This is a genomic window from Pasteurella oralis (assembly GCF_002850605.1).
GTDB lineage: Bacteria > Pseudomonadota > Gammaproteobacteria > Enterobacterales > Pasteurellaceae > Pasteurella > Pasteurella oralis.
In genome coordinates this window covers 17,698-40,752 of the sequence record NZ_NXGB01000011.1, presented here as the reverse complement: position 1 = coordinate 40,752, position 23,055 = coordinate 17,698, and the positions used below count along the sequence as shown (strand labels likewise).

The 23,055-nt window shown below is 37.1% G+C and carries 20 protein-coding genes and 2 pseudogenes; 12 read left to right on the top strand and 10 right to left on the bottom strand.

Features of this window, described 5'->3' with window-relative positions:
* Positions 1-16 precede the first annotated feature (16 nt).
* Both C0975_RS10860 and C0975_RS10855 read right to left on the bottom strand, forming a co-directional pair.
* The gene (locus C0975_RS10860) at positions 17-511 is read right to left on the bottom strand and encodes a YfbU family protein (protein ID WP_101776395.1); all 495 of its coding nucleotides are present in this window, start codon (positions 509-511) and stop codon (positions 17-19) included.
* Positions 512-523: 12 nt separating this feature from the next.
* Positions 524-1,264, bottom strand: a complete 741-nt coding sequence (locus C0975_RS10855; RefSeq protein ID WP_101776394.1) for an MlaA family lipoprotein — start codon at positions 1,262-1,264, stop codon at positions 524-526.
* 346 nt (positions 1,265-1,610) lie between these two features.
* Here C0975_RS10855 and carA point away from each other — a divergent pair, with 346 nt between their 5' ends.
* The 5 genes and pseudogenes from carA to carB all read left to right on the top strand — a co-directional run bounded on the left by carA (position 1,611) and on the right by carB (position 7,717).
* Positions 1,611-2,747 carry a glutamine-hydrolyzing carbamoyl-phosphate synthase small subunit gene (carA, locus tag C0975_RS10850; RefSeq protein WP_101776393.1) on the top strand — a complete coding sequence of 379 codons (1,137 nt, stop codon included), beginning with the start codon at positions 1,611-1,613 and terminating at the stop codon, positions 2,745-2,747.
* Positions 2,748-2,876: 129 nt separating this feature from the next.
* Positions 2,877-3,134, top strand: a pseudogene (locus C0975_RS11760) (PhzF family phenazine biosynthesis protein); the annotation flags it as partial.
* Positions 3,135-3,225: 91 nt separating this feature from the next.
* Positions 3,226-3,678 (top strand): hypothetical protein, encoded by a 453-nt coding sequence (locus C0975_RS10845; protein ID WP_101776392.1) that lies wholly within the window; start codon positions 3,226-3,228, stop codon positions 3,676-3,678.
* Positions 3,679-3,733: 55 nt separating this feature from the next.
* Positions 3,734-4,330, top strand: coding sequence for a DJ-1/PfpI family protein (locus C0975_RS10840; RefSeq protein ID WP_101776391.1), 597 nt, complete (start codon positions 3,734-3,736; stop codon positions 4,328-4,330).
* A 171-nt stretch (positions 4,331-4,501) separates the two neighbouring features.
* Positions 4,502-7,717, top strand: coding sequence for a carbamoyl-phosphate synthase large subunit (gene carB / locus C0975_RS10835; RefSeq protein ID WP_101776390.1), 3,216 nt, complete (start codon positions 4,502-4,504; stop codon positions 7,715-7,717).
* A gap of 96 nt (positions 7,718-7,813) precedes the next feature.
* On the opposite strand, the gene C0975_RS10830 is transcribed toward carB, so the two are convergent.
* Positions 7,814-8,497, bottom strand: coding sequence for a 2,3-diphosphoglycerate-dependent phosphoglycerate mutase (locus tag C0975_RS10830; RefSeq protein ID WP_046339903.1), 684 nt, complete (start codon positions 8,495-8,497; stop codon positions 7,814-7,816).
* 183 nt (positions 8,498-8,680) lie between these two features.
* On the opposite strand from C0975_RS10830, the gene envC reads away from it, so the two are divergent.
* Together envC and C0975_RS10820 are read left to right on the top strand one after the other, a co-directional pair.
* Positions 8,681-9,910 carry a murein hydrolase activator EnvC gene (envC, locus tag C0975_RS10825; RefSeq protein ID WP_101776389.1) on the top strand — a complete coding sequence of 410 codons (1,230 nt, stop codon included), beginning with the start codon at positions 8,681-8,683 and terminating at the stop codon, positions 9,908-9,910.
* Positions 9,907-10,746 carry a divergent polysaccharide deacetylase family protein gene (locus tag C0975_RS10820; protein ID WP_101776388.1) on the top strand — a complete coding sequence of 280 codons (840 nt, stop codon included), beginning with the start codon at positions 9,907-9,909 and terminating at the stop codon, positions 10,744-10,746. The genes envC and C0975_RS10820 overlap by 4 nt, the downstream gene beginning before the upstream one ends.
* A gap of 90 nt (positions 10,747-10,836) precedes the next feature.
* Here the strand turns inward: C0975_RS10820 and C0975_RS10815 are convergent, their stop codons facing one another.
* Complete coding sequence (locus C0975_RS10815; protein WP_101776387.1) at positions 10,837-12,369, bottom strand: YifB family Mg chelatase-like AAA ATPase; 1,533 nt, start codon at positions 12,367-12,369, stop codon at positions 10,837-10,839.
* A 108-nt stretch (positions 12,370-12,477) separates the two neighbouring features.
* Positions 12,478-13,095, bottom strand: a complete 618-nt coding sequence (gene yihA, locus C0975_RS10810; RefSeq protein WP_101776386.1) for a ribosome biogenesis GTP-binding protein YihA/YsxC — start codon at positions 13,093-13,095, stop codon at positions 12,478-12,480.
* A 110-nt stretch (positions 13,096-13,205) separates the two neighbouring features.
* Here yihA and C0975_RS10805 point away from each other — a divergent pair, with 110 nt between their 5' ends.
* Complete coding sequence (locus C0975_RS10805) at positions 13,206-14,075, top strand: VirK/YbjX family protein (RefSeq protein WP_101776385.1); 870 nt, start codon at positions 13,206-13,208, stop codon at positions 14,073-14,075.
* Between the two features lie 61 nt (positions 14,076-14,136).
* Here C0975_RS10805 and trmL read toward each other — a convergent pair whose 3' ends face one another.
* Positions 14,137-14,613, bottom strand: a complete 477-nt coding sequence (gene trmL, locus C0975_RS10800; protein ID WP_101776384.1) for a tRNA (uridine(34)/cytosine(34)/5-carboxymethylaminomethyluridine(34)-2'-O)-methyltransferase TrmL — start codon at positions 14,611-14,613, stop codon at positions 14,137-14,139.
* 245 nt (positions 14,614-14,858) lie between these two features.
* On the opposite strand from trmL, the pseudogene C0975_RS10795 reads away from it, so the two are divergent.
* A pseudogene (locus tag C0975_RS10795) lies at positions 14,859-15,153 on the top strand (HigA family addiction module antitoxin).
* 55 nt (positions 15,154-15,208) lie between these two features.
* Here C0975_RS10795 and C0975_RS10790 read toward each other — a convergent pair.
* From C0975_RS10790 to C0975_RS10775, 4 genes are all read right to left on the bottom strand, one after another.
* Positions 15,209-16,720, bottom strand: coding sequence for a surface lipoprotein assembly modifier (locus C0975_RS10790; RefSeq protein ID WP_101776383.1), 1,512 nt, complete (start codon positions 16,718-16,720; stop codon positions 15,209-15,211).
* Between the two features lie 11 nt (positions 16,721-16,731).
* A complete protein-coding gene (rsmD, locus tag C0975_RS10785; RefSeq protein ID WP_101776382.1) occupies positions 16,732-17,334 on the bottom strand; it encodes a 16S rRNA (guanine(966)-N(2))-methyltransferase RsmD in 603 nt (200 codons plus the stop codon).
* Positions 17,335-17,390: 56 nt separating this feature from the next.
* The gene (locus C0975_RS10780; protein ID WP_101776381.1) at positions 17,391-18,389 is read right to left on the bottom strand and encodes a hypothetical protein; all 999 of its coding nucleotides are present in this window, start codon (positions 18,387-18,389) and stop codon (positions 17,391-17,393) included.
* 435 nt (positions 18,390-18,824) lie between these two features.
* Complete coding sequence (locus tag C0975_RS10775) at positions 18,825-19,784, bottom strand: hypothetical protein (RefSeq protein ID WP_101776380.1); 960 nt, start codon at positions 19,782-19,784, stop codon at positions 18,825-18,827.
* Positions 19,785-19,969: 185 nt separating this feature from the next.
* Between C0975_RS10775 and ftsY the strand changes: the two genes are divergently transcribed.
* From ftsY to ftsX, 3 genes are all read left to right on the top strand, one after another.
* Positions 19,970-21,364, top strand: a complete 1,395-nt coding sequence (gene ftsY / locus C0975_RS10770) for a signal recognition particle-docking protein FtsY (RefSeq protein WP_101776379.1) — start codon at positions 19,970-19,972, stop codon at positions 21,362-21,364.
* Positions 21,365-21,437: 73 nt separating this feature from the next.
* On the top strand, positions 21,438-22,088 hold the full coding sequence (gene ftsE / locus C0975_RS10765; RefSeq protein ID WP_101776378.1) for a cell division ATP-binding protein FtsE: 651 nt from the start codon (positions 21,438-21,440) through the stop codon (positions 22,086-22,088).
* 11 nt (positions 22,089-22,099) lie between these two features.
* Positions 22,100-23,035, top strand: a complete 936-nt coding sequence (ftsX, locus tag C0975_RS10760; protein WP_101776377.1) for a permease-like cell division protein FtsX — start codon at positions 22,100-22,102, stop codon at positions 23,033-23,035.
* Positions 23,036-23,055: the final 20 nt, after the last annotated feature.

The window sequence follows — 23,055 nt, the reverse complement described above, 5'->3', positions numbered from 1 at the left end:
ACCAATCATTAAGGCATTATGAATTTAAGATGTTTTGGATTTCGGTCATACTTAAATGATAACCATGTGGACATTTGCGCCATGTGTCTAGCATACGTGTGTATTTGTCCCACATTGGTACTTGAGAATCACAACCGTGTTCACAACGCATGAACTCTTGGTATTTGCCTTCAATACCTGTAATAAAACGAAGGTAATTAAGGTATTTTTTCTCACGTACAGCACAGTAGCCAGCAAATTGTAAACGATGTGGCGTGAGTGCTGATTTATCGCTTAAATTATTGTAAGACACTTGTAATGCATGGTACATTTCTAGCGTATCTAATACCATTTGACATTCATTTTCTGATAAATTAGAGAATTCTTTATCGAGTTCTTTTAATTCTAATGCAAAACCACCTTTGACGATTGCTTCTAAGCGTTGGTATTTTGAGGCGTTTTGGCTATCTAATAAACCCATTAATTTGTATTGGTTTGCTAAAATTAGACGTTGGGTTGAGGTCATTTCCATAATATATTCCTGTTAGTCAATTTCATTTAAAATATCTTGTGATAGATCTTGCTCTGGTGCGTTGACTTTCCCGTCTTTTACTCGGTATTCTAAATTTTGGAAGTAAGCTTCGCGGAAAGTGATATAAGGATCTTGCGATTGTTCTAAAAGTGCTTCTTTATCTAACGCATTTGCACGGCTATCAATACCTTGAATTCCCCACTTCACTAATCCCCAAGGACCCAGTAAGGAGAGCATTGGATAAGTTGTGTCTGCCAGATTACCAATATCCTGGCGTGGCGTTGCAGGACCATAAAGCGGTAGCATGACATAAGAACCTGTTTCTACACCATATCGACCTAATGTATCACCAAAGCGGCTATTATTTTCGATTTTTAATGGATCGCTGTAACTTGCTACATCAATTAAACCACCTAGCCCAAATACTGTGTTAATCCAGAATCGGTTAAAATGCACCATTGCTTTTTTGAAATCGCCTGATAGTAAACGATTCACAAAACTGGCAGGTTCATCTAAATTATTTGTAACATTGGTTAAACCTGATTTTACTGGTGTTGGCACATATTCTTTCCAGCCTGTTGCCACTGGTTTCAGCAGGTAAGGATCAACTACTTTGTAGTTAAAATCCCACATGGTGCGGTTGAAGCCTTCTAATGGATCTTTACGTTCGCCAGTTTGCGAATCAATTGTTGCACATCCGTTTAATACAGCAGATGCCAAGAAAATTGTCGCGAGAAATTTGGTATTTTTCATATCTACTCACTTTAAGATTAAAAGACATCTCATTCTATCAAGTTAACTCATAACTACAAAACAATTTGTATACACATAATAAACTTGCAATTAATTGTATTTTTATGCATTATTTGTAAATAAATATGCATTTAAACGTTTGCGAAATTACTTGAATAGTTGCGTATCGTCCATTAGAATTGCAAAGTTTAACTTTCAGGAAGCTATTTCTTTAGATTAAGTTAATTTTCAGACACGATTTAGTTTTCACGATGCCGTAAAGTGCGGTCGATTTTTCGTGAATTTTACTAGATTGTGGTTAATGAACATTCGTAAGTGTTCAACCAAAACAAATTAGGAGTAATTTATGTCTGAACCAGCAATTTTGGTATTGGCAGATGGTAGTGTTTTCCATGGTAGCTCAATTGGTGTGCAAGGTTATACTATTGGTGAAGTTGTGTTTAATACCTCAATGACCGGCTATCAAGAAATCCTCACTGACCCTTCTTATTTCAAACAAATCGTTACATTAACTTATCCTCATATCGGTAATACTGGCACTAATCAGGAAGATTGTGAATCTAATCATGTTTATGCTGCTGGTTTAATTATTCGTGATCTCCCTTTGTTACACAGTAATTTCCGTGCTGAAATGAGTCTAAGTGATTACTTACAACATAATAATGTTGTGGCTATTGCGGATATTGATACGCGTCGTTTAACTCGTCTTTTACGTGATAAAGGTACGCAAGCGGGTTGTATCATGACTGGTGAAGTTGATATCGCAAAGGCCCTCGAACTAGCGAAAAGTTTTGGTTCGATGACAGGTAAAGATTTAGCTCAAGCAGTGACGAGCGAGGAAGCATTTGTTTGGACATCAGGTGAATGGCAATTAGGTAAAGGTTTTGTTGAACAGACCCAACCAGAATTTCACATTGTGGCTTATGATTTTGGTGTAAAACACAATATTTTAAGAATGCTTGCTGAGCGCGGTTGCAAAATTACCGTAGTACCAGCCCAAACAAGTGCAGAAGAAGTGATTGCGCTAAACCCTGATGGTATTTTTCTTTCTAACGGTCCTGGTGATCCTGAACCTTGTGATTATGCGATTACTGCTATTCAAAAATTATTAATCAGTAAAAAACCGATTTTTGGCATTTGCCTAGGTCATCAATTACTCGGTTTAGCAGCAGGTGGAAAAACCAAGAAAATGCCATTCGGTCATCACGGTGCAAACCATCCTGTACAAGATCTAGATTCACAAAAAGTATTTATTACGAGTCAAAATCATGGTTTTGAAGTGGATGAGGCAAGCTTACCAAGTAATGTGCGTGTGACACATCGTTCTTTATTTGATCACTCAGTACAAGGCATTGAGTTAAACAATCAATCTGCCTTTTCATTCCAAGGTCATCCAGAGGCAAGCCCAGGTCCGAATGATGTGGCTTATTTATTTGATAAATTTATTAATGAAATGCGTAAAGCAAAGTTAAGTCAGAGTTAATTCTTAGCTTACTGTATTATCAATAGAAATATAGTGAAACTTGCATAGAAAATTAGATAGATAGCAGCGATCTATGCAAAATTTATCAAATAGTGACCGCACTTTGCGTTTAGTATATGAGGCTTAATGATGTTAATACCCTGTACATATCAGCTAATCAATGTACTTGCTGAAAGCCATTTTGGTAGTAATCCGTTGGCTGTTTTTCCGCAAGCAGATGGTTTAACTGATGAGCAAATGTAACTCATTGTACGTCAATTTAATTTGTCTGGAGTCGTATTTGTACAGCGGGCTTGTCATCAAAGTGCGGTGCAAAAATTGCGTATTTCTACTCTCGATCATGAATTGTCTTTCGCTGGTCATTCTACAATTGACGCTGCATTTGTATGATATCAACAACTGAATTTGTCTCATCATTATCTGTTAGAAACTGATGCTGGTGATGTTTATTAAATATGAATAATTAAAGGAGAACTAAATGAAAGCAAAATTCATGTTAATGATTGGAATATTGGGCTTAACTGCATGTGTTAACTCCAATGATAAAGTGTTTCAAGGTAAGAATTATCAATTAGCCGTAGCTGAATTATCTGCTAACTCAGGTTTGTATCAATATGTACCTTATGATCGTTCTGGTCATATGATCATTGTTGACCGCTTAAATATTCCAGAAAGCTATGCCAGTCAATTTGTCAAAGATTGGTATGCCAAGGAAACACAATATCGTAAAAAGGATTGCCAGCTTCAATATAAAACTTATCAAAATATTCCTTATGCCACTTGTGATTTTAACAATGGATCACGCTATGCAATTTATGTTTTGGGTACAAAGGAGAATAAAGGTTTTGCTAAAGTTTATATCAGTGCGGAAAAGCAATCAGAAATGAATGAAAAAAACTTAGTCAAGGCACTTACAGAATTTTATCCTTAAAATTGATGGTATAGATAAGAATTGTGGAATAACGAAGAGGTCTTGTTAAGAAAAAATGAATATTTATTGCTTATTATTTGATGACTATGAAACGTTAGATTTAATGGGGCCTGTTGAGTTTTTATTTCGTATTCCAAATGTTCAGCTTCATTATATTTCCAAGCAAGGTGGGCTTATTAAAAGTTATCAAGGTTTTAAAACAGATACGGTTTCTATCACATGTTTGCTGGAAAAAAGTATATTGTTGATTCCCGGTGGGCAAGGTACACGCCAATTAGTTGGAGATACGTCATTTTTAACTTGGTTAACCCAATTAGTCAAAGACGCTAGGTTTTGTCTTAGTGTTTGTACTGGTTCAGCCTTGCTTGCTGCGACGAAACAACTTAACGGAAAATATGCAACTTCCAATAAACTAGCGTTTGAATGGGTCCGTCAGGTTAATCCTGATGTGAAGTGGAAGACAGTTGCTCGTTGGGTAAAAGATAACAAATTTTATACTTCATCGGGTATTTCTGCTGGGATGGATATGACATTAGGTTTTATACGTGATCATTACAGTGAAGCATTAGCTCGGCAAATAGCAAATCAGACAGAATATGTTTGGAATGATGATCCAGAGAAAGATGAATTCGCACCATTATATGGTTATTGAGTAAATGGTTAATTATGTCAGTGTTTATACTGATGAAAGTAAAAAGTAAATGACACTGGTAGATTAGAATGTCCGATAGATAGGATAAATATCCAGCATTTATACTATTTCAAGATAAACAAAATAAAAGTGCGGTTAAATTTTTAATCGTTTTACAGAGAGAGAACAAAAATGCCAAAACGTACAGATATAAATACGATATTAATCATCGGCGCGGGTCCTATTGTGATTGGTCAAGCGTGTGAATTTGATTATTCAGGCGCACAGGCGTGTAAAGCTTTGCGTGAAGAAGGCTATAAAGTGGTGTTAGTCAATTCCAATCCAGCGACAATTATGACAGATCCGAATATGTCGGATGTGACCTATATTGAGCCGATTGAGTGGCGTACGGTTGAGAAAATCATCGAAAAAGAACGACCAGATGCGATTTTACCTACGATGGGGGGACAAACTGCATTAAATTGCGCATTGGATTTATCCAAAAACGGTGTGTTGAAAAAATACAATGTGGAGCTTATTGGTGCGACAGAAGATGCGATTGATAAAGCGGAAGACCGTGGACGCTTTAAAGAAGCAATGGAAAAAATTGGTTTAAGCTCACCAAAATCCTTTGTTTGTCATACCTTTGAAGAAGCTTGGGCAGCGCAAGCAGAAGTCGGTTTTCCGACCTTGATTCGTCCATCTTTTACGATGGGCGGTTCAGGTGGTGGTATCGCTTATAATAAAGATGAGTTTATGGCAATTTGTGAGCGTGGTTTTGATGCATCACCTACACATGAATTATTGATCGAACAATCGGTGTTAGGTTGGAAAGAATATGAAATGGAAGTGGTGCGAGATAAAGCGGATAACTGTATTATCGTGTGTTCGATTGAAAATTTCGATCCAATGGGCGTACATACAGGGGATTCTATTACTGTTGCACCGGCGCAAACCTTAACCGATAAAGAATACCAGATCATGCGTAATGCTAGCCTTGCGGTGTTACGTGAAATTGGTGTGGATACGGGTGGTTCAAATGTGCAGTTTGCGATTAATCCTGCCAATGGCGAGATGATAGTGATTGAAATGAACCCTCGTGTAAGTCGTTCTTCTGCGCTTGCCTCAAAAGCAACTGGTTTCCCAATTGCTAAAGTCGCAGCTAAATTAGCAGTTGGCTATACTTTAAATGAATTACGCAATGATATTACTGGTGGTTTAATTCCTGCTTCCTTTGAACCGTCGATTGACTATGTGGTGACTAAAGTGCCACGTTTTGCTTTTGAGAAATTCCCGCAAGCGGATGATCGTTTAACGACGCAAATGAAATCGGTGGGTGAAGTGATGGCGATGGGACGTACTTTCCAAGAATCATTGCAAAAAGCGTTACGGGGTTTAGAAACAGGGATTTGCGGTTTTAATCTCATGTCTGAAGAGCCGGAGAAAATTCGTCAAGAATTAGGTAATCCCGGACCGATCCGTATTTTATATGTCGCCGATGCCTTTGGTGCAGGTTTTAGCTTAGATGAAGTGCAGCATTACAGCAAAATTGATCCTTGGTTTTTAATCCAAATTCAAGATTTGGTATTAGAAGAATTAGCACTTGAAAAACGCAGTTTAGCTGAACTGGATTATGTCGAACTTCGTCGTTTAAAACGCAAGGGTTTTTCTGATAAACGTATTGCGCAACTGACTAAATCAACAGAAAGTGCGGTCAGAAATAAACGTATTTCGTTAAATTTACATCCTGTTTATAAGCGAGTCGATACTTGTGCCGGTGAATTTACTTCTGATACCGCATATCTTTATTCTACCTATGAAGAAGAATGTGAAAGCCGTCCATCAGATAAAAAGAAAATCATGATCTTAGGTGGTGGGCCAAACCGAATTGGGCAAGGGATTGAATTTGATTATTGTTGTGTGCATGCTTCCCTTGCTTTACGTGAAAGTGGCTTTGAAACTATTATGGTGAATTGTAACCCAGAAACGGTGTCAACGGATTTTGATACATCAGATCGTCTTTATTTTGAGCCATTAACGCTCGAAGATGTACTGGAAATTATTCATGTAGAGAAGCCTTATGGTGTGATTTTACATTATGGCGGTCAAACTCCATTGAAACTGGCTAATGATTTACATGCCAATGGTGTAAACATTATCGGTACATCAGCAGATAGCATTGATGCAGCAGAAGACCGAGAACGTTTCCAACAAGTTTTGCACAAATTAAACTTAAAGCAGCCAATTAACCGTACTGCACGCAATGCAGAAGAAGCAGTGAAATTAGCGGAAGAAGTGGGCTATCCATTAGTGGTCCGTCCATCTTATGTGCTAGGTGGGCGAGCGATGCAAATTGTGTATAACGTAACAGAGTTGGAGCGTTATATGCGTGAAGCCGTATCAGTATCTAATGATAGCCCGATTCTTCTAGACCATTTCTTAAACAATGCAATCGAAGTAGATGTGGATTGTATTTGTGATGGTGAGGATGTCGTTATTGGCGGTATTATGCAACATATTGAGCAAGTGGGCATTCACAGTGGTGATTCTGCGTGCTCATTACCACCTCATTCATTAAGCCAGACAGTACAAGATGAAATTCGTCGTCAAACGACTGAAATGGCTTTTGCTTTGGGCGTGAAAGGTTTAATGAATGTCCAATTTGCAGTACAAGATAGTGTTATTTATGTGCTTGAAGTGAATCCTCGTGCAAGCCGTACAGTGCCATTTGTCAGTAAAGCGACAGGTCGCCCCCTAGCAAAAATTGCGGCACGTGTCATGGCAGGCATCAGCTTGAAGCAACAAGGTATTCAGGGTGAAATTATCCCACACTTTTATTCGGTAAAAGAGGCAGTATTCCCCTTCATCAAGTTCCCAGGCGTTGATACAGTATTAGGACCTGAAATGCGCTCAACAGGTGAAGTGATGGGTGTTGGTAAAACGTTTGCTGAAGCATTTTTGAAAGCACAGTTAGGTGCAAATGAGCGTATTCCAAAAACAGGAAAAGTGTTCTTGTCAGTAAATGATGCAGATAAGCCGCGTTTATTATCAATTGCGCGTAAATTACAAGAAGCAGGCTATGGTTTATGTGCAACTTTAGGTACCGCGAAATTCTTGCGTGAAAATGGTGTTTTTGTGCAAATCATTAACAAAGTACGAGAGGGTCGCCCAAATATTGTTGATGCCATTAAAAATAGTGAGATTGCGATGGTGATAAATACAGTAAGTGGTTTAGCGGAAACTGTCACGGATGGTCATGCTATTCGTCGTAGTGCATTACAGCAAAAAGTCTTTTTACAAACCACCCTTGCTGAAGCAGAAGCACTGGTTGAAAGTGTAGGATATTCAGAGGATTCGGAAGTGTATTCTGTCCAAGATTTACATCGTAGTTTAAGTAATGCATTTTAGTAGATTAAAAGTACAATAAAAGTGACCGCACTTTAAAACAAATAAGCACAAAAATCGGGACAACAGTCCCGATTTTTTATCTCTTCGTTTTAGTAATTAAAGATAGTATTTTTCAACTACTTTTAAATTGTCATCTAATTTGTACACTAATGGCTGACCTGTTGGGATTTCTAAATCCATAATGTCAGCATCGGAAATACCTTCAATATGTTTTGCTAATGCACGTAATGAGTTACCGTGCGCTGTTACAAGAACGCGTTTGCCCGAAAGTAATGCTGGTGCAATTTGATCTTCCCAGAATGGTAATACACGCTCAAGTGTGATTTTTAAGTTTTCAGCATCTGGCACTACATCGCTTGGTAAATGTGCATAACGACGGTCATTATGTGCAGAATGTGGATCTTGAGGATCTAAATCTGGAGGAGAAATATCGTAAGAACGACGCCAAATATGAACTTGTTCATCACCGTATTGTTCTGCAGTAGCCTTTTTATCTAAACCTTGTAATGCACCGTAGTGACGCTCATTTAAACGCCAGTTTTTCACTTGTGGAATCCAAAGTTGGTTAGATTCTTCTAGCACGATATTACAAGTTTTGATTGCACGAGTTAACACAGATGTAAACGCAATATCAAATTCAAAGCCTGCTTCAAGTAATTTTTTACCTGCTGACTTTGCTTCCTCGATACCGCGTTCAGTTAAGTTGACATCGCGCCAACCAGTGAATAAGTTTTTTGCATTCCACTCACTGAAACCGTGACGAATAAAGACCAATTCCATAGAAAATCTCCTCAATGTTAATGAAAAATAATATCGCAAGTTATAGCAAAAAAGCTGTGCCTTTGAAAGGAAAATACTTTGATTTCCTGATCTGTCGCAAAAATTTAAGGGAAAATTAGCTTTAGAGCGGTTGGCTAAATAATGGTATAGTTAAATGGAAATTGATTAAAGGAAAGTTTAGCAATGTGGTTTTTATTGGATAAGTATAAAATGCGTAAAATCTTAACTGTACTTTTTGGTGGTTGCTTATGTGTTGCTATTTCAGTACAAGCAAATGATTTGTCGCAAATTCAAAAACAAATTAAACAACAAGAACAAAAAATTGCAGAGCAAAAAAAAGAGCAGCAAAAGCTTCAGTCGACATTAAAAATGCAAGAAAATCAGATTAATAATGTAATTGGTCAATTGCGCCAAACTGAAATAGATTTAAAAGAAATCCGTAAGCAAATTAATGAAACGGATAAACAAATTAAGCGTTTAGAACAACAAGAAAAAGAGCAAAAACAGAAGCTTGCGAAACAACTGGATTCTGCTTATCGCTCTGGTGCGAATCCATCAACATTAGAGCGAATGCTTTCTGATGAGGCGAAAAATGCGGATCGGATGAAGCAATATTATGCGCATATAAACCAAGTGCGTGTCGCTCTTATTGATGAATTAAAAGCAACTCAGACGCAATTAGCGAAAGATAAAGAATTAATCATTGAGCAGCAAAAAGCACAGCAAACGCAATTATCAATACAAAAAAAGCAGCAACAAGAATTACAAAAAGTTCAGCAAGAACGCCAATCAACTTTAAATCAATTGAATCGTAATTTATCACGTGATGAAACACGTTTAGAAACATTGCGTGCTAATGAAAATGCGTTACGCCAAGAGATTCAACGTGCTGAACAAGCGGCTCGCCAGCAAGAGCAACGTGAGCGTGAGGTCTATGCACAGAAAAAACAAGCAGAAGAAAAGAAAACACAAAAGCCTTATAAACCAACAGCACAAGAAAAGCAATTGATGGCAAGTGCAAGTGGGTTGGGTAAACCCAATAAACAATATGTTTATCCTGTAGTCGGCAAGATTTTAAATAGTTTTGGTTCAATACAAATGGGTGAATTGCGCTGGAAAGGAATGGTAATTAGCGCAGCTGCTGGTACGACAGTGAAATCAATTGCTGATGGACGCGTCATTTTAGCTAGTTGGTTACAAGGCTATGGTTTGATGGTGATTGTAAAGCATGGTGAAAATGATTTAAGTTTATATGGTTATAATCAATCGGTCACAGTAAAAGAAGGGCAATTTGTTAAAGCGGGACAGAAGATTGCCGAAGTCGGAACCAGTGGGGGACAATCACAATCAGGGTTATATTTTGAAATTCGCCGTAAAGGCGTGGCAGTCAATCCAGTAGGTTGGTTGAAATGAGTAAGTTGATCTTAGCTGGGCTTAAAAGTGCGGTCGTTTTTGCTGGAATTTTGTTTGCTGCTCCAGTACAAGCAGCGAAGCTTGCAATTGTGATTGATGATATAGGCTACCATCAAAAAGAAGATGCGCAAGTCTATGCAATGCCGAAAGCGGTTTCTGTCGCAATTATCCCTTCTGCACCTCATGCACAGCAACGTAATTTACAAGCACAGCAACAAGGGCGAGATGTATTGATTCATATGCCAATGCAGCCATTAAATCAGCAAAAAATAGAAGCAGGCGGTTTAACTTTAGGCTTAACTGAAACGGAAGTTAAGCAACGTGTAAAAACAGCGAAAGACATTGTTTCTTATGCAATTGGTATGAATAACCATATGGGAAGCGCTGCAACTTCTGATGTAGATTTGATGACAAAACTGATGATAGCTTTACGAGAACAACATTTGTTCTTTTTAGATAGTCGTACTATTGGGCGTAGTGTTGCGCACAAAATAGCAAAGGAACAAGGTATACCTTCCCTTGAACGCCATATTTTCCTTGATGATAGTAATGAATATGCTGATGTTCAACGTCAATTTCAGCGTGCTGTTCATTATGCACAAAAACATGGTGCTGCAATTGCTATCGGACATCCGCGTAAAAATACAGTTGCTGTTTTACAAGCTGGATTGAAAAATTTACCAGCCGATGTGCAATTAGTCGGTATTGGGAGTTTATGGCGCAATGAAAAAGTAGTACCAATAAAACCTTTTATTTTATTGTTTAATGACATTCCAGCACCCACATCAATATCACCTTATCGATTTGTACCAATGCTAAGAGGAGTACCACAGTAAGGTAAAAGTGCGGTCGATTTTATTAATGTTTTGTATAAAACATTATGATTAAGCGCTGATAAGCTAGGTTGCTTAATAGATAGGCACATTTTACAACTGGGATAACTTTTGTAATAATCTGTCCATTGCTCGATAGCTGAGCGCTTCAGCTAAATGATTTTGATTAATTTGTGTTTCATTATTGAGATCAGCAATTGTGCGTGCTACTTTTAAAATGCGGTGATAGGCGCGTACTGATAAGCCTAATTTAGCTAGTGCATTTTCTAAAAACAACGCATCTTTATTATCGAGTTTACAATCTCGCTCAATTTCTTTACTGGTTAAATATGCATTGATTTTGCCTGCTCGACTAAGTTGAATCTCACGTACTTTTAATACTTTCTCGCGCACTTGTACGCTACTTTCACCTCGTTCACTATGGTTATTTTGTAATGCACCTTGTGGTAATAATGGTACTTCGATAGATAAGTCAAAACGATCCAAAAATGGACCAGAAAGGCGGTTTAAATAGCGCATAACTTGTTGCGGAGTCGCACGATTATGAGGGCCTTGATAATGCCCTGTTGGGCTAGGGTTCATTGCAGCAACTAATTGAAAACGTGCAGGAAACTCAATTTTGGCATTAGCTCGTGAAATGATAATATTGCCACTTTCTAATGGTTGACGTAGCGCATCTAAGACTTTGCGGTCAAATTCGGGCAACTCATCGAGAAAAAGAACGCCATTGTGCGCGAGTGAAATTTCACCCGGTTTAGGGATAGTTCCACCGCCGACCAAAGCAGGAATAGATGCGCTATGATGAGGAGTGCGAAAAGGGCGTTGTTTCCAATTATGAAAGTTTAATTCATTATGCACTAGGCTAGTTACTGCGGCAGTTTCAATCGCTTCTTGGTCTGTCATATCAGGTAGCAACATTGTTAAGCGACTTGCCAACATCGTTTTTCCCGTACCTGGCGGTCCTAAAAAGAGCAAATTATGTTGCCCGGCTGCAGCAATGGTTAAAGCGCGTTTGGCATGTTGTTGACCAATAATATCGGTTAAATCCAGCGGATTTTTTTGTGAAAAACCGACCGCACTTTGTGCTGTTAATGTCGAAGCTAAAGGCAAATTGATACGTTCATTTAGGAAGTTCACAACATCTAATAAATTATTGGCGAAATAAGTTTGTTGGTTTGAAACTAGGCTTGCTTCGTTCGCATTTTGGCTGGCTATAATTAACTTCCGTTTTGCTTTTTGAGCGGCAAGAATGGCTGGAATGACACCTTGTACACCACGTAGTTCACCAGTAAGTGCTAACTCACCAACAAACTCAAATTGTTGTAGTTTTTGTGCTTCAATTTGTCCTGCTGCTGCGAGCATACCAAGTGCAATAGGTAGATCAAAACGCCCGCCTTCTTTGGGTAAGTCTGCTGGTGCGAGGTTAACGGTAATGCGTTTGGCGGGATATTTGAATTGGGCATTTAATAGTGCACTACGTACCCGATCTTGTGCTTCTTTCACTGTTTTTTCTGGTAAACCGACTAAATTAAATTGCGGTTTGCCATTACTAAAATGCACTTCAATTGTCACTAAAGGGGCTTGTATACCAATAGAGGCGCGACTATATACAATAGCAAGAGACATCCTTGACTCCACAAGTTAGAAAAAGAAAACTTGCAGAGAATAAAAAAGTGCGCTTCATTTTTCATGAATTTCACACTTTTTTACGATTTAGATCGCAGAAACAAATTATTATTCAGCAAAAAGTGGTGCAAACCAGCTATCTAATTTTGTTGCAAGGCGATCAATACCAATTTTATTTAAAGCAGAAAAAGCATCTACTTGGATATCTCCTTGGAAAGGTAAAATCGCTTCACGGACCATTTTGACTTGTTTACTTCTGGCACTTTGACTTAATTTATCTGCTTTAGTCAGCAATAAGAGTACTGGTAAATTGGCAGAAACTGCCCATTCAATCATTTGCTGATCGAGATCTTTGAGTGGATGGCGAATATCCATTAACACCACTAGACCTGCTAAACATGCCCGTTTTTGTAAATATTCACCGAGCGCTTTTTGCCATTGAATCTTCATTTGTTCAGGGACTGCTGCATAACCATAACCCGGTAAGTCCACTAGCTTACATTGTGGCTCAACTTCAAATAAGTTAATTAATTGAGTTCGTCCCGGTGTTTTTGAGGTACGTGCTAAACTTTTTTGATTCGTTAAGGCATTTAACGCTGTTGATTTTCCTGCATTTGAGCGACCAGCAAAAGCAATTTCAATGCCAGTATCTTCTGGTAAAGCACGAATATTTGGGGCACTAGTGAGAAAATGAGTTTTGTGATAATTCAATTTGATGTCAGACATAAACGCTCCTTTGTGGCGCTTAGGATACCTGATAAATACAGATAAAAAAATGAAAAGATCAGCAAATTGTGCGAAAATAGTCCATCTTTAATCTGACTTATTTGAATTTTATGGCAAACCAATTATATCAATGGCCAAGTCCACATGCGTTATATCCTGATCGAGGCAAAAAATCCTATCGTCTAAAACGTTTTCGTTTTCAGCTACGTTCATTATTGCACTTTACTTATATTAAACGTTTTGAACAATTTATTAATACTCATCCAAGTTTAGTTGATTTGCTCAATAAGAAAGCGAGTTTTAGTTATCCGCTTGCTCATCGTTTCTTAGATAAACGTTTTAATACACAACAACGTTTTGCTAGTATTTGTGATAACTTACATTTTATTCCAGCAAAATTGACCACACTTGGCTTACCTCAATTGTGGCAACAACCTATTTGTTTTGGTGAAGTTATAGAGGATTTTGAGCTTTATTTAAATCTTAATCAATACCAAGCGATGGAAGGTTTCTGGGCGCTAGAATTACGTTATAGACCGACGCAAGAACTAATCTATCTTTTAACTTTTGGTAAAGTTGAACAAGCGTTATTAATTGCTGTGATTCAAGGTCCAAATTTTGATGGTTCAAAAGACATTGTGAAACAACTGACTAAAAAATGTCATGGTTTACGTCCAGCATACTTGATGGTGGAAGCAATGAAAGCATTAACTAACGCCTTTGGTTATCAAAAATTATTAGGTATTCCACATAAGTATCAAAACAAATCGCGTTTAGTACAAAGTAAACGTTATGTGGTGGATTATGATGCGATTTTTGCTGAATCAGCAGGCGTGTTAAAAGATTACTGGGAATTGCCAGTACAATTCAATATCAAAGAGATGGAGAGTATTCCGAGTAATAAGCGTTCGATGTATCGTAAGCGCTATGCGATGTTAGAGCAATTACAAGATTCAATGAATCGCATTTTGCAACAATAGTCAGGTCGCCTAAGGCGACCTTCAATTTGTAAAGTGCGGTCTATTTTTTTAAAGTTTTGCTTTAGCGTATAACATTAGTAGCACCTAGATAACTTAGTTGACGCCAAGCTTCATAAACGGCAACAGCAACAGAATTGGATAAATTCATGCTGCGGCTATTTTCTGTCATTGGAATCCGAATTTTTTGCTGCGTAGGTAAGCTATCGAGGATAGCCATAGGAATGCCGCGGCTTTCAGGACCAAACATTAAATAATCACCTAATTCAAATTGTACTTGGCTGTGAGCAGGCGTGCCTTTCGTGGTCAATGCAAATAGGCGTTTAGGCTGTTCTGTTTGTAAAAATGCGTCAAAAGTTTTATGTCGTTTTATTTCGGCAAATTCATGATAATCCAAGCCCGATCGGCGCAATTTCTTATCATCCCAAGTAAAGCCTAATGGTTCAATTAAATGTAAACGAAACCCCGTATTTGCACATAACCGAATAATATTGCCAGTATTTTGTGGAATCTCAGGTTCGTATAAAACAATATCTAACATAATTAATCATGATTGAGAAAAAGTAGAGGGAATTTTAGCATAGTTTTGGTGATGGCTGAATGTGGTAGGAATAATCTTTATTCGATAAGAATCAATGGAAAATACCGTTTAATATTTCGATTTAAAGAACGTTGTAGACAAAAAATATCAGAAATTAGATTAGATAAACATGAATATAAAATATGATTTTATAGAACATAGAATAGAGGATTAATGATGAATAAAGTAAAGAGAAACCATCAACTATAGGTGATATTTTATTAGCAGAATATTTAATACCATTAAATTTAAAAATTGCTGATTTAGCTCTTGTTGGATGTGCATAGAAATACAGCAAGCGCGATAGTTAATAACAATACAAAATTATCTTTAGACATGGCATTTGAGTTGGCTAAATTGTTTAATACGAGTTCTGAGTTTTGGTTGAATTTACAAATGAAGCTTGATTTGTGAGAATTGGATAATAATGTATGATTTCAAGAAAGTTTAAATAATATTTCACTAATGAGTACAAGTAGCATTTTAGAAAAAATAGCTTAAGTTTTAGCTTCTAAAAAGAAAATGCCCGATATCAAAGTCGGGCATTTTTATTTGCTTAGAAATTTTTACTTACACTTAAATATACACGGTTACGATCGTAGCGTGCGAATGGATTATTACTGTCTGTTTTTTGATATGACCAAGTAATTTTAGGTGTAATACTTAACCAGTGAATACTACGATGCCAAATCGTAAAATTCATACCATATTCATGGTTTTTCTGTGCGATTTTAAAGAAACTTGGTGCAAAAATAGCATTTTGAGGTGCCGAGGGCATATGATATGTACGTTTAGCATAGTTTAACTGTAAACGTGTTGAAATCCCTTTAGGCCATTCTTGTCCCCAACCTAAGCGGATACCACGACGATCAAAGGCATTTGCTTTCCAATTCGCATTTTTGCGATAAAAATCAGCGCCTGCGAACCAATATTGTTGACTATTTGGGAAGTACATTATCGTGTTTGATAAGGAATATAAATTCCCGTTTGATTTTTTACGTTCAGGGCTTGGATAACGCTGTTCACCATATTCCAGCGCGGTCGATATTTTCCAATTTTGGTTTAGCCAGTAGCTGAAATCTAACGATACGCCACCAGTTTTGGAGTACCGGTGTAAGGTTTTAGCATTTTTATCTGCATTTTCTCCACCTACATACCAAAATTGCTCCATATAAGGAATCAATTTGATTTCAGCTTTGGCATTACGATAACCACCGCCTAAACCCGCACGTAGTGAAAACTCATCATATTTATGATTATTCCAGTAATATTTGCCGTTGATGTCAGTATTAAATTCAGCAAAAAAGCCATTTTTGAGTGACCAAGTTTTATTCGTACCAAAGAAATAACTTACACCTTCTGCACTTTCTGGCTCACTCGACGGAGTGAAACCATCTGCCTTAGTGCCTTTTTTCGGTGCGTTATTTACATTACTTTCGCGTAAATAGTTTGCACCGCTATAAAAACTCCAGCTATCTTGTTCATGGATTGCATTAATGTAACCATCAATAATTTGTATTAACTGTGGTGGTAGATTTTCTGCACGTAAGCGACTGAATTGTCCTTCAGCTGCTTCATACTCACGATTATGCATCAATGCAATTGCTAATTGTAAACGTGCTGGTTGGAGAGAGGGCTGTTCGGCAATTAATTCACGATAAAGGCGAATAGATTCTGTCAGATCTCCTTGTTTTTTAGCCACAATTGCTTTTGCCCATTTTAATAAAAAAGGATCTTTTTCAGGTAATTTTTCATAAATGGGCAACAGCAGTTCAACACCATGCATGTCATTATTTCTTAAAACAGGAATGAGCGCGCGTAATAATAAATCAGGGCGTTGTAGTAGTTGTTCAGAGGTCAGTGAAAGATGCTGCGCTTGTGCTTGATCTTGTTTAGATTTGCCTGGTAAATGGGATTGTGGTTGTATTTGTGGTGTTTTATGAAAATGTTCATCAGGGCGATGGTTATCAACAGTGACCACTTGTTCAGCTAAAACGGTAGGGGAAATACTGAATCCGCATAATGCCATAGTCGTAAGAAGAGTTAAAAAGTGTTGTTTCTTATCCATAAGTCCATAAGCTAGTTTGAAGTTGTATGAGAATAATAAAGTCGGTAGCAAACTTGTCCAGTGATTTTTTCTTTCAAGATTTGCCAATGCGTTGGCGCAACAATCGATTGGTTTTTCTCAGTTTCCACATAAATCAATGCATTAGGTTTGAGCCAATTATGTTGAGTGAGTAAATCAATGGTTTGTTGTGCCAAACCAAAATGAAAAGGTGGATCGACAAAAACTACATCAAAGTACGGTGTGTTTTGCGCAGATTTTAAAAATTGTAAGCTGTTTTGATTGATCACTTTTGCTTGCTCAGTTGTGCATTTTAAGGCTTGCAAATTTTTGTGCAATTGTGCGGCAACTGCTTTATCTAGTTCTAGAAAAGTCACTTGTTTGGCTTGGCGTGATAATGCTTCAAAACCAAGTGAGCCACTGCCCGCAAAGCAATCTAAACAGTAAGTATCAACAATATAAGGCATCAACCAATTAAATAACGTTTCTTTAACGCGATCACCTGTGGGTCGTAAGCCTTCAGCATGAAACACTGGTAGCTTCCGACCTCGCCATAAGCCTGCGATAATGCGGACTTTGCCTTTTGACTCAGTGAATTTTTGTGATTTTTTTTTCATTTTAGTTTGTATAAAAAAGAGGCGTGTATCGCCTCAGTGATGATGAATTGTATCAATTATCTTTTTTTTTCAGCAAAGATTACGCCAATCCAGCCAACTTTTCCAGTACCAGGGTAACTTTGTCCTGTGCCTACTAAATATTTATAATCGTGGGTATTTTTTTCAGAGTTGATAAAATGTACTTCAACTACACCTTTTTCATTTGGTGAAATAGGGGGTGGAACATTATCTGTTGAAGTGATAATTAAATTGGTATCATTGCCAGAAAGTTTAAAAGTTGGATAAGTTTTGTCTCTACTCTGTGAATCTTCAATATCTCCCGTTATTTTACCATTTTCATATGTTAAATAAACGTTACCATATTTTAAAATTAAGTTATCCGAGCTTGAAGATGAAGAAAGGCTTAATGGAGAATAAATAAATCCTCTTTCTTTGGTATAATTAGCTGTGTAATTACTCGGTAACTCATTGTTATTCACATCTGTTTTTACTGCATAAAGGAAATCGTAATGGCGACCATCTTGGGCATTATTTGCTCGTTGACGATAACCGTAGTAGCCTGAATTATCATTACCAAATAATGTAAAACTATACCCATTTCCACTTGTATTTTTAGAGGTTAGAGTGATTGTGGTTACCATTTCTGTCGTTTTATCTGGATTACTATCAGCTGGTTTTGCATCGTCAGTATGTTTTATATCATACACATTGATTTTATTGCTGAAGCTATTATCGCCGCAATATTCACTAGTCACGCATTGCCCTATCCATTGCTGAGCAGTATCTATTTGCAGTATTTCCTTTTCAAGTTTGTTAGAAACTGTATTTTCTTCTTTTTTATTTGATTGAGAGTATTGTTGATTAACTCGCGACTGAATTTGTTTCGTTGAGCTATTTTGTGATTGGGTGTTTGTGTTTTGATAATTTGTATTATTTGATTGATGTGTTTGTTGTGGTGACGTATGAGAAGTATGATTACCATTACCGCTGCCACAAGCAGTCACTAATGTTGATAACCCAATTAATAAGCTCGTTTTAAAAAGTACATTATTCATGTTTTCAAGTCCTTTTGTTATTAAAAAATATTAAATGTCTTCTTATAAAATTAGGGGGCTATTTTATACTATATTTTTTATTTGTAAATTGAATATTTAGTGAGTTGAATGAGACATTTTATTATTTGTACTGCGTTATTGGGTGATTGAATTATGAGATGGAATAATGTTGTTTTGATATTCAATTTTATTATTATTTGATTGCCTTGTTTTTTATTCAGATATGAATTAAATTATGAAAATAGAGATTTTTAAAATAATAAGAATAATATTTAGGTTATAAGTTATTTTTATTGGGGTTATAAAATATTTATTATTTTATTTTTGTGTATTTAGGGTGTTATAAAAATCACTTACTTTTTAGTTAAGATATTTTTAAAAAATGAAGGCGTTTAAAAACACCTTCGTGCCGATATAGAATATATTTAAATTTATCTAAGGTTTCGGATTTGTTGATGGCTCCTGTTTTTCTGCAGCAAGGACACCTGTCCATGTTTCTGTTTTTGCTGAACCAAAAAAGTATTTATGATCTTGTTTTTGTTTTGTCGAATTAGCAAAAAGGTAATTTAGCACAGCTTTATCACCAGTTCTTATTGTACCTTGAAGGTTTTCTAATGGCGTAATAATAACTGCATCACTAGTCTTACTTGTTTCAATACTAAATATCTTATCTTTAGTGTAATTACCATTATGTGGACGATAAATGCTTCCTGAAAGTTTTCCTTCTGTATAAGTTAAATCCACATCACCATAATTTTTAATACTATTTGTTGAAGAATCTATTGGAGCATAGATAAATCCTCTTTCTTTCTTGTAATTTGCAGTGAAGTTTGGTTTTTGATTTTCGCTCTTAAAATCGGAATTAACTGCGTAGAGTACTTCAACTTGTCTACGATCTGGTGCCCCAACAGTATTTCGATAACCGTAATAACCAACTTCATTGTCTTCTGAACCTAAGAGGGTAAATTGATACTCTGTCTCTTTATTATCGCCTAATACGAGTTTTATTTGTCGTTCCGTTTTTTCGAGTTTATCTGGTGTGCTATTTTGTGGGGTAGCATTTCTTTTTAAGGTCAAATCATATACTGTTACTGCACTACTTGGCTCTGCATCAGGCGCACAAAAGCTAGCTGAATGACATTCTCCAGTCCATTGAGCACGTTGTGGTTGATTCAACTCTGGCTGATTGCTTTGAGGAGGTTGTGGCAATTGACCATTATCTGATTGCGGTTCACTATGTTGAGGCGGTAAAGGCGGCACAGGTTTTGGCGTAGGCTGAATCGGCTTGGCTTGATTGGTAGAGTGGTTGTTACCGCCGCCGCTGCCTCCACCACCGCAAGCGACTAATATTGTGGATAGACCAACAATTGCTAATGTAAGAAATGATTTTTGCATTTTTTTATTCCTTGAGTAAAGTCTTAATTTCATAAAGTCCTATTTTGTTTAAGATTGTACATATTCTACACATTTTTATTTAAAATACATGGAAATTTTTTATTGTCAATCTATTCGATGGTAAACTATCAAACAACTTTTGCCTTTATAATGAATCAATCAAACAAGTATTTTAAGAGAGAATTATGTCAACAGAAAATAAAAAGAGTGGCTTTTGGTCTTGGTTTGGCTTAGGTAAGCAAAAAACACAGCAAGAGAGTGCGTTAGAACAAGATTCTGACATAGCAGAATTGATTAAACCAGAACAGTCTCAAGATCCAGAATCAACAGTAACTGTTGTGGAGCAACAAAGGGAATTGGTCGATTCGCCAGTAGAAAAAAGTGCGGTCGATTTTGAGGGGGGGGCGTTACCAGTAGGCAGTAACGCAGTACAAGAAGCAGATGTTGTCGAAGAGGTGATGACGGAAGTTGTGCAAGATGTGTTGGGCGAAGAGGCGATTGAACTACATGCCGCGTTAGAACAACAAGATGTCGTAGAGGCTATTGTGGAGCTAGAAGTACAAGCCGCAGAAATTCAGTCTGAAATTGAAGAAGGAACCTTATCTGCTGATGTTATGCCGCAACCTGAAGCCGTAAGAGAACAGGAAAAGCCCAGTGAAGGGGGGGTTTTTAGCCGCTTAGTAAAAGGATTGCTAAAAACGAAACAGAATATTGGTGCAGGTTTTCGGAGTTTCTTTTTAGGCAAAAAAATTGATGACGCGTTGTTTGAAGAGTTAGAAGAACAATTATTGGTGGCGGATCTAGGTATGCCAACCACAACAAAAATCATCAATAATTTAATACAACATGCAAGTCATAAACAGCTACAGGACGCTGAATTGTTATATCAGCAATTAAAAGTGGAAATGGCAGAAATTTTAAAACCCGTTGTGCAACCTTTAGTGATCGATCAAAGTAAAAACCCTTATGTGATTTTAATGGTGGGAGTCAATGGTGTAGGTAAGACGACAACAATTGGTAAATTGGCGCGAAAATTCCAACAAGAAGGTCAGTCGGTGATGCTGGCTGCTGGGGACACTTTCCGTGCGGCTGCGGTAGAACAACTACAAGTTTGGGGGGAGCGCAATCATATTCCAGTAGTAGCGCAAAGTACAGGTTCCGATTCAGCTTCTGTGATTTTTGATGCGATGCAATCTGCGGCTGCACGTAATATTGATGTATTAATTGCGGATACGGCAGGACGTTTACAGAATAAAAACAACTTAATGGATGAATTGAAAAAGATTGTGCGTGTCATGAAAAAATATGATGAAACTGCACCACATGAGATTATGTTAACCCTTGATGCGGGTACTGGGCAAAATGCAATTAGCCAAGCGAAATTGTTCCATGAAGCAGTGGGATTAACTGGTATTAGCCTTACTAAATTAGATGGCACAGCAAAAGGTGGTGTCATTTTTGCTATTGCAGATCAGTTTAATTTGCCAATTCGTTATATTGGTGTGGGTGAAAAAATTGAAGATTTACGTGAATTTAATGCTGATGAGTTTATTGAAGCATTATTTGTACACGAAGATTAATTGTTTTATTTGAGGAAAGTGAGTTTTGCGATTGCAAATCTTGATGTGAAAACGCATTAGAAGTAGATGAAAAATGATTAGATTTTCAAATGTGAGTAAGGCCTATTTAGGTGGCAAACCTGCTTTACAAAATATCAGTTTTCATTTACCTGTGGGCAGTATGACTTATGTTGTGGGGCATTCTGGTGCAGGTAAAAGTACATTGCTGAAATTAATTATGGGGATGGAGCGCGCAAATGGCGGGCAAATTTGGTTTAATGGTCATGACATTACTCGCCTTTCTGCTTATGAAATCCCTTTCTTACGTCGCCAAATTGGCATGGTACATCAGGATTATCGTTTATTAGGCGATCGTTCTATTGTTGATAATGTAGCATTACCCCTCATTATTGCGGGTATGCATCCAAAAGAAGCAGAAACTCGTGCCCTTGCTTCACTCGATCGAGTTGGTTTACGTGATCGAGCTAATCATTTACCCGTACATTTATCTGGTGGTGAGCAACAACGTGTAGATATTGCGCGTGCGATTGTTCATAAACCACAATTATTATTAGCAGATGAACCGACAGGCAATCTTGATAATGCCTTGTCTTTTGAAATTTTTAGTTTGTTTGAAGAATTAAATCAAATGGGAATGACAGTATTAATTGCAACTCATGATTTGAATATTATTCAACAAAAACCAAAACCTTGCCTTATTCTTGAACAAGGTTATTTACGTTGAGGAAAGTCGTGATGAGTTTTCGTCGTGTTCAAGCACCATTTTGGGTGCAAATACATTATGTGTTGCGTGCAGTATGGGCAGATTTGCTTAAACGTCGTTTTGGTACGTTATTGACTATTTTAGTGATTAGTGTGTCTTTAACTATTCCTACTGTAAGTTATTTATTGTGGAAAAATATTCATCAAGCAACAACTCAATTTTATCCTGAAAGTGAGTTAACGGTTTACTTACATAAGACCTTAACTGAAGAAGATGCTAATTTAGTGGTAGAAAAAATTCGTCAGCAAACAGGTGTTGAGTCATTAAATTACATTTCACGCCAAGAAAGTTTAAATGCGTTTCGTGATTGGTCTGGCTTTAATAATGAATTGGATATATTAGATGATAATCCGTTACCTGCGGTAGTGATCATTAAGCCGTCACAAGAATATAACCAGTCACAAAAGCGTAATGAGCTGCGCCAAAATTTAGACAAGATCAAAGGCGTGCAGGAAGTACGTTTAGATAATGATTGGCTAGAAAAATTAACGGCATTGACTTGGTTAGCTGCACATGTTGCTATTTTTTGTGCTGTATTGATGACGTTAGCTGTATTTTTAGTGATTGGTAATAGTATTCGTTCTGACGTTTACAGCAGCCAAACTAATATTGAAGTGATGAAATTATTAGGTGCGACAGATCAATTTATTTTACGTCCATTTCTTTATACAGGTATGATTTACGCAGTGTTAGGCGGGGTATTTGCCTGCTTATTTAGTAGCGTAGTGATTGGTTATTTCACGAATGCTGTTAAATATGTCACTGATATTTTTGCTGTCACCTTTGAATTAAGCGGCGTTAATTTGGCAGAATTTTTGTTCTTGCTCATTATTTGTACATTAGTAGGGTATGTCGGTGCTTGGATTGCTGCAACGCGTCATATCAATATGTTAGAACGAAAAAATTAAAAAAGTGACCGCACTTTAGT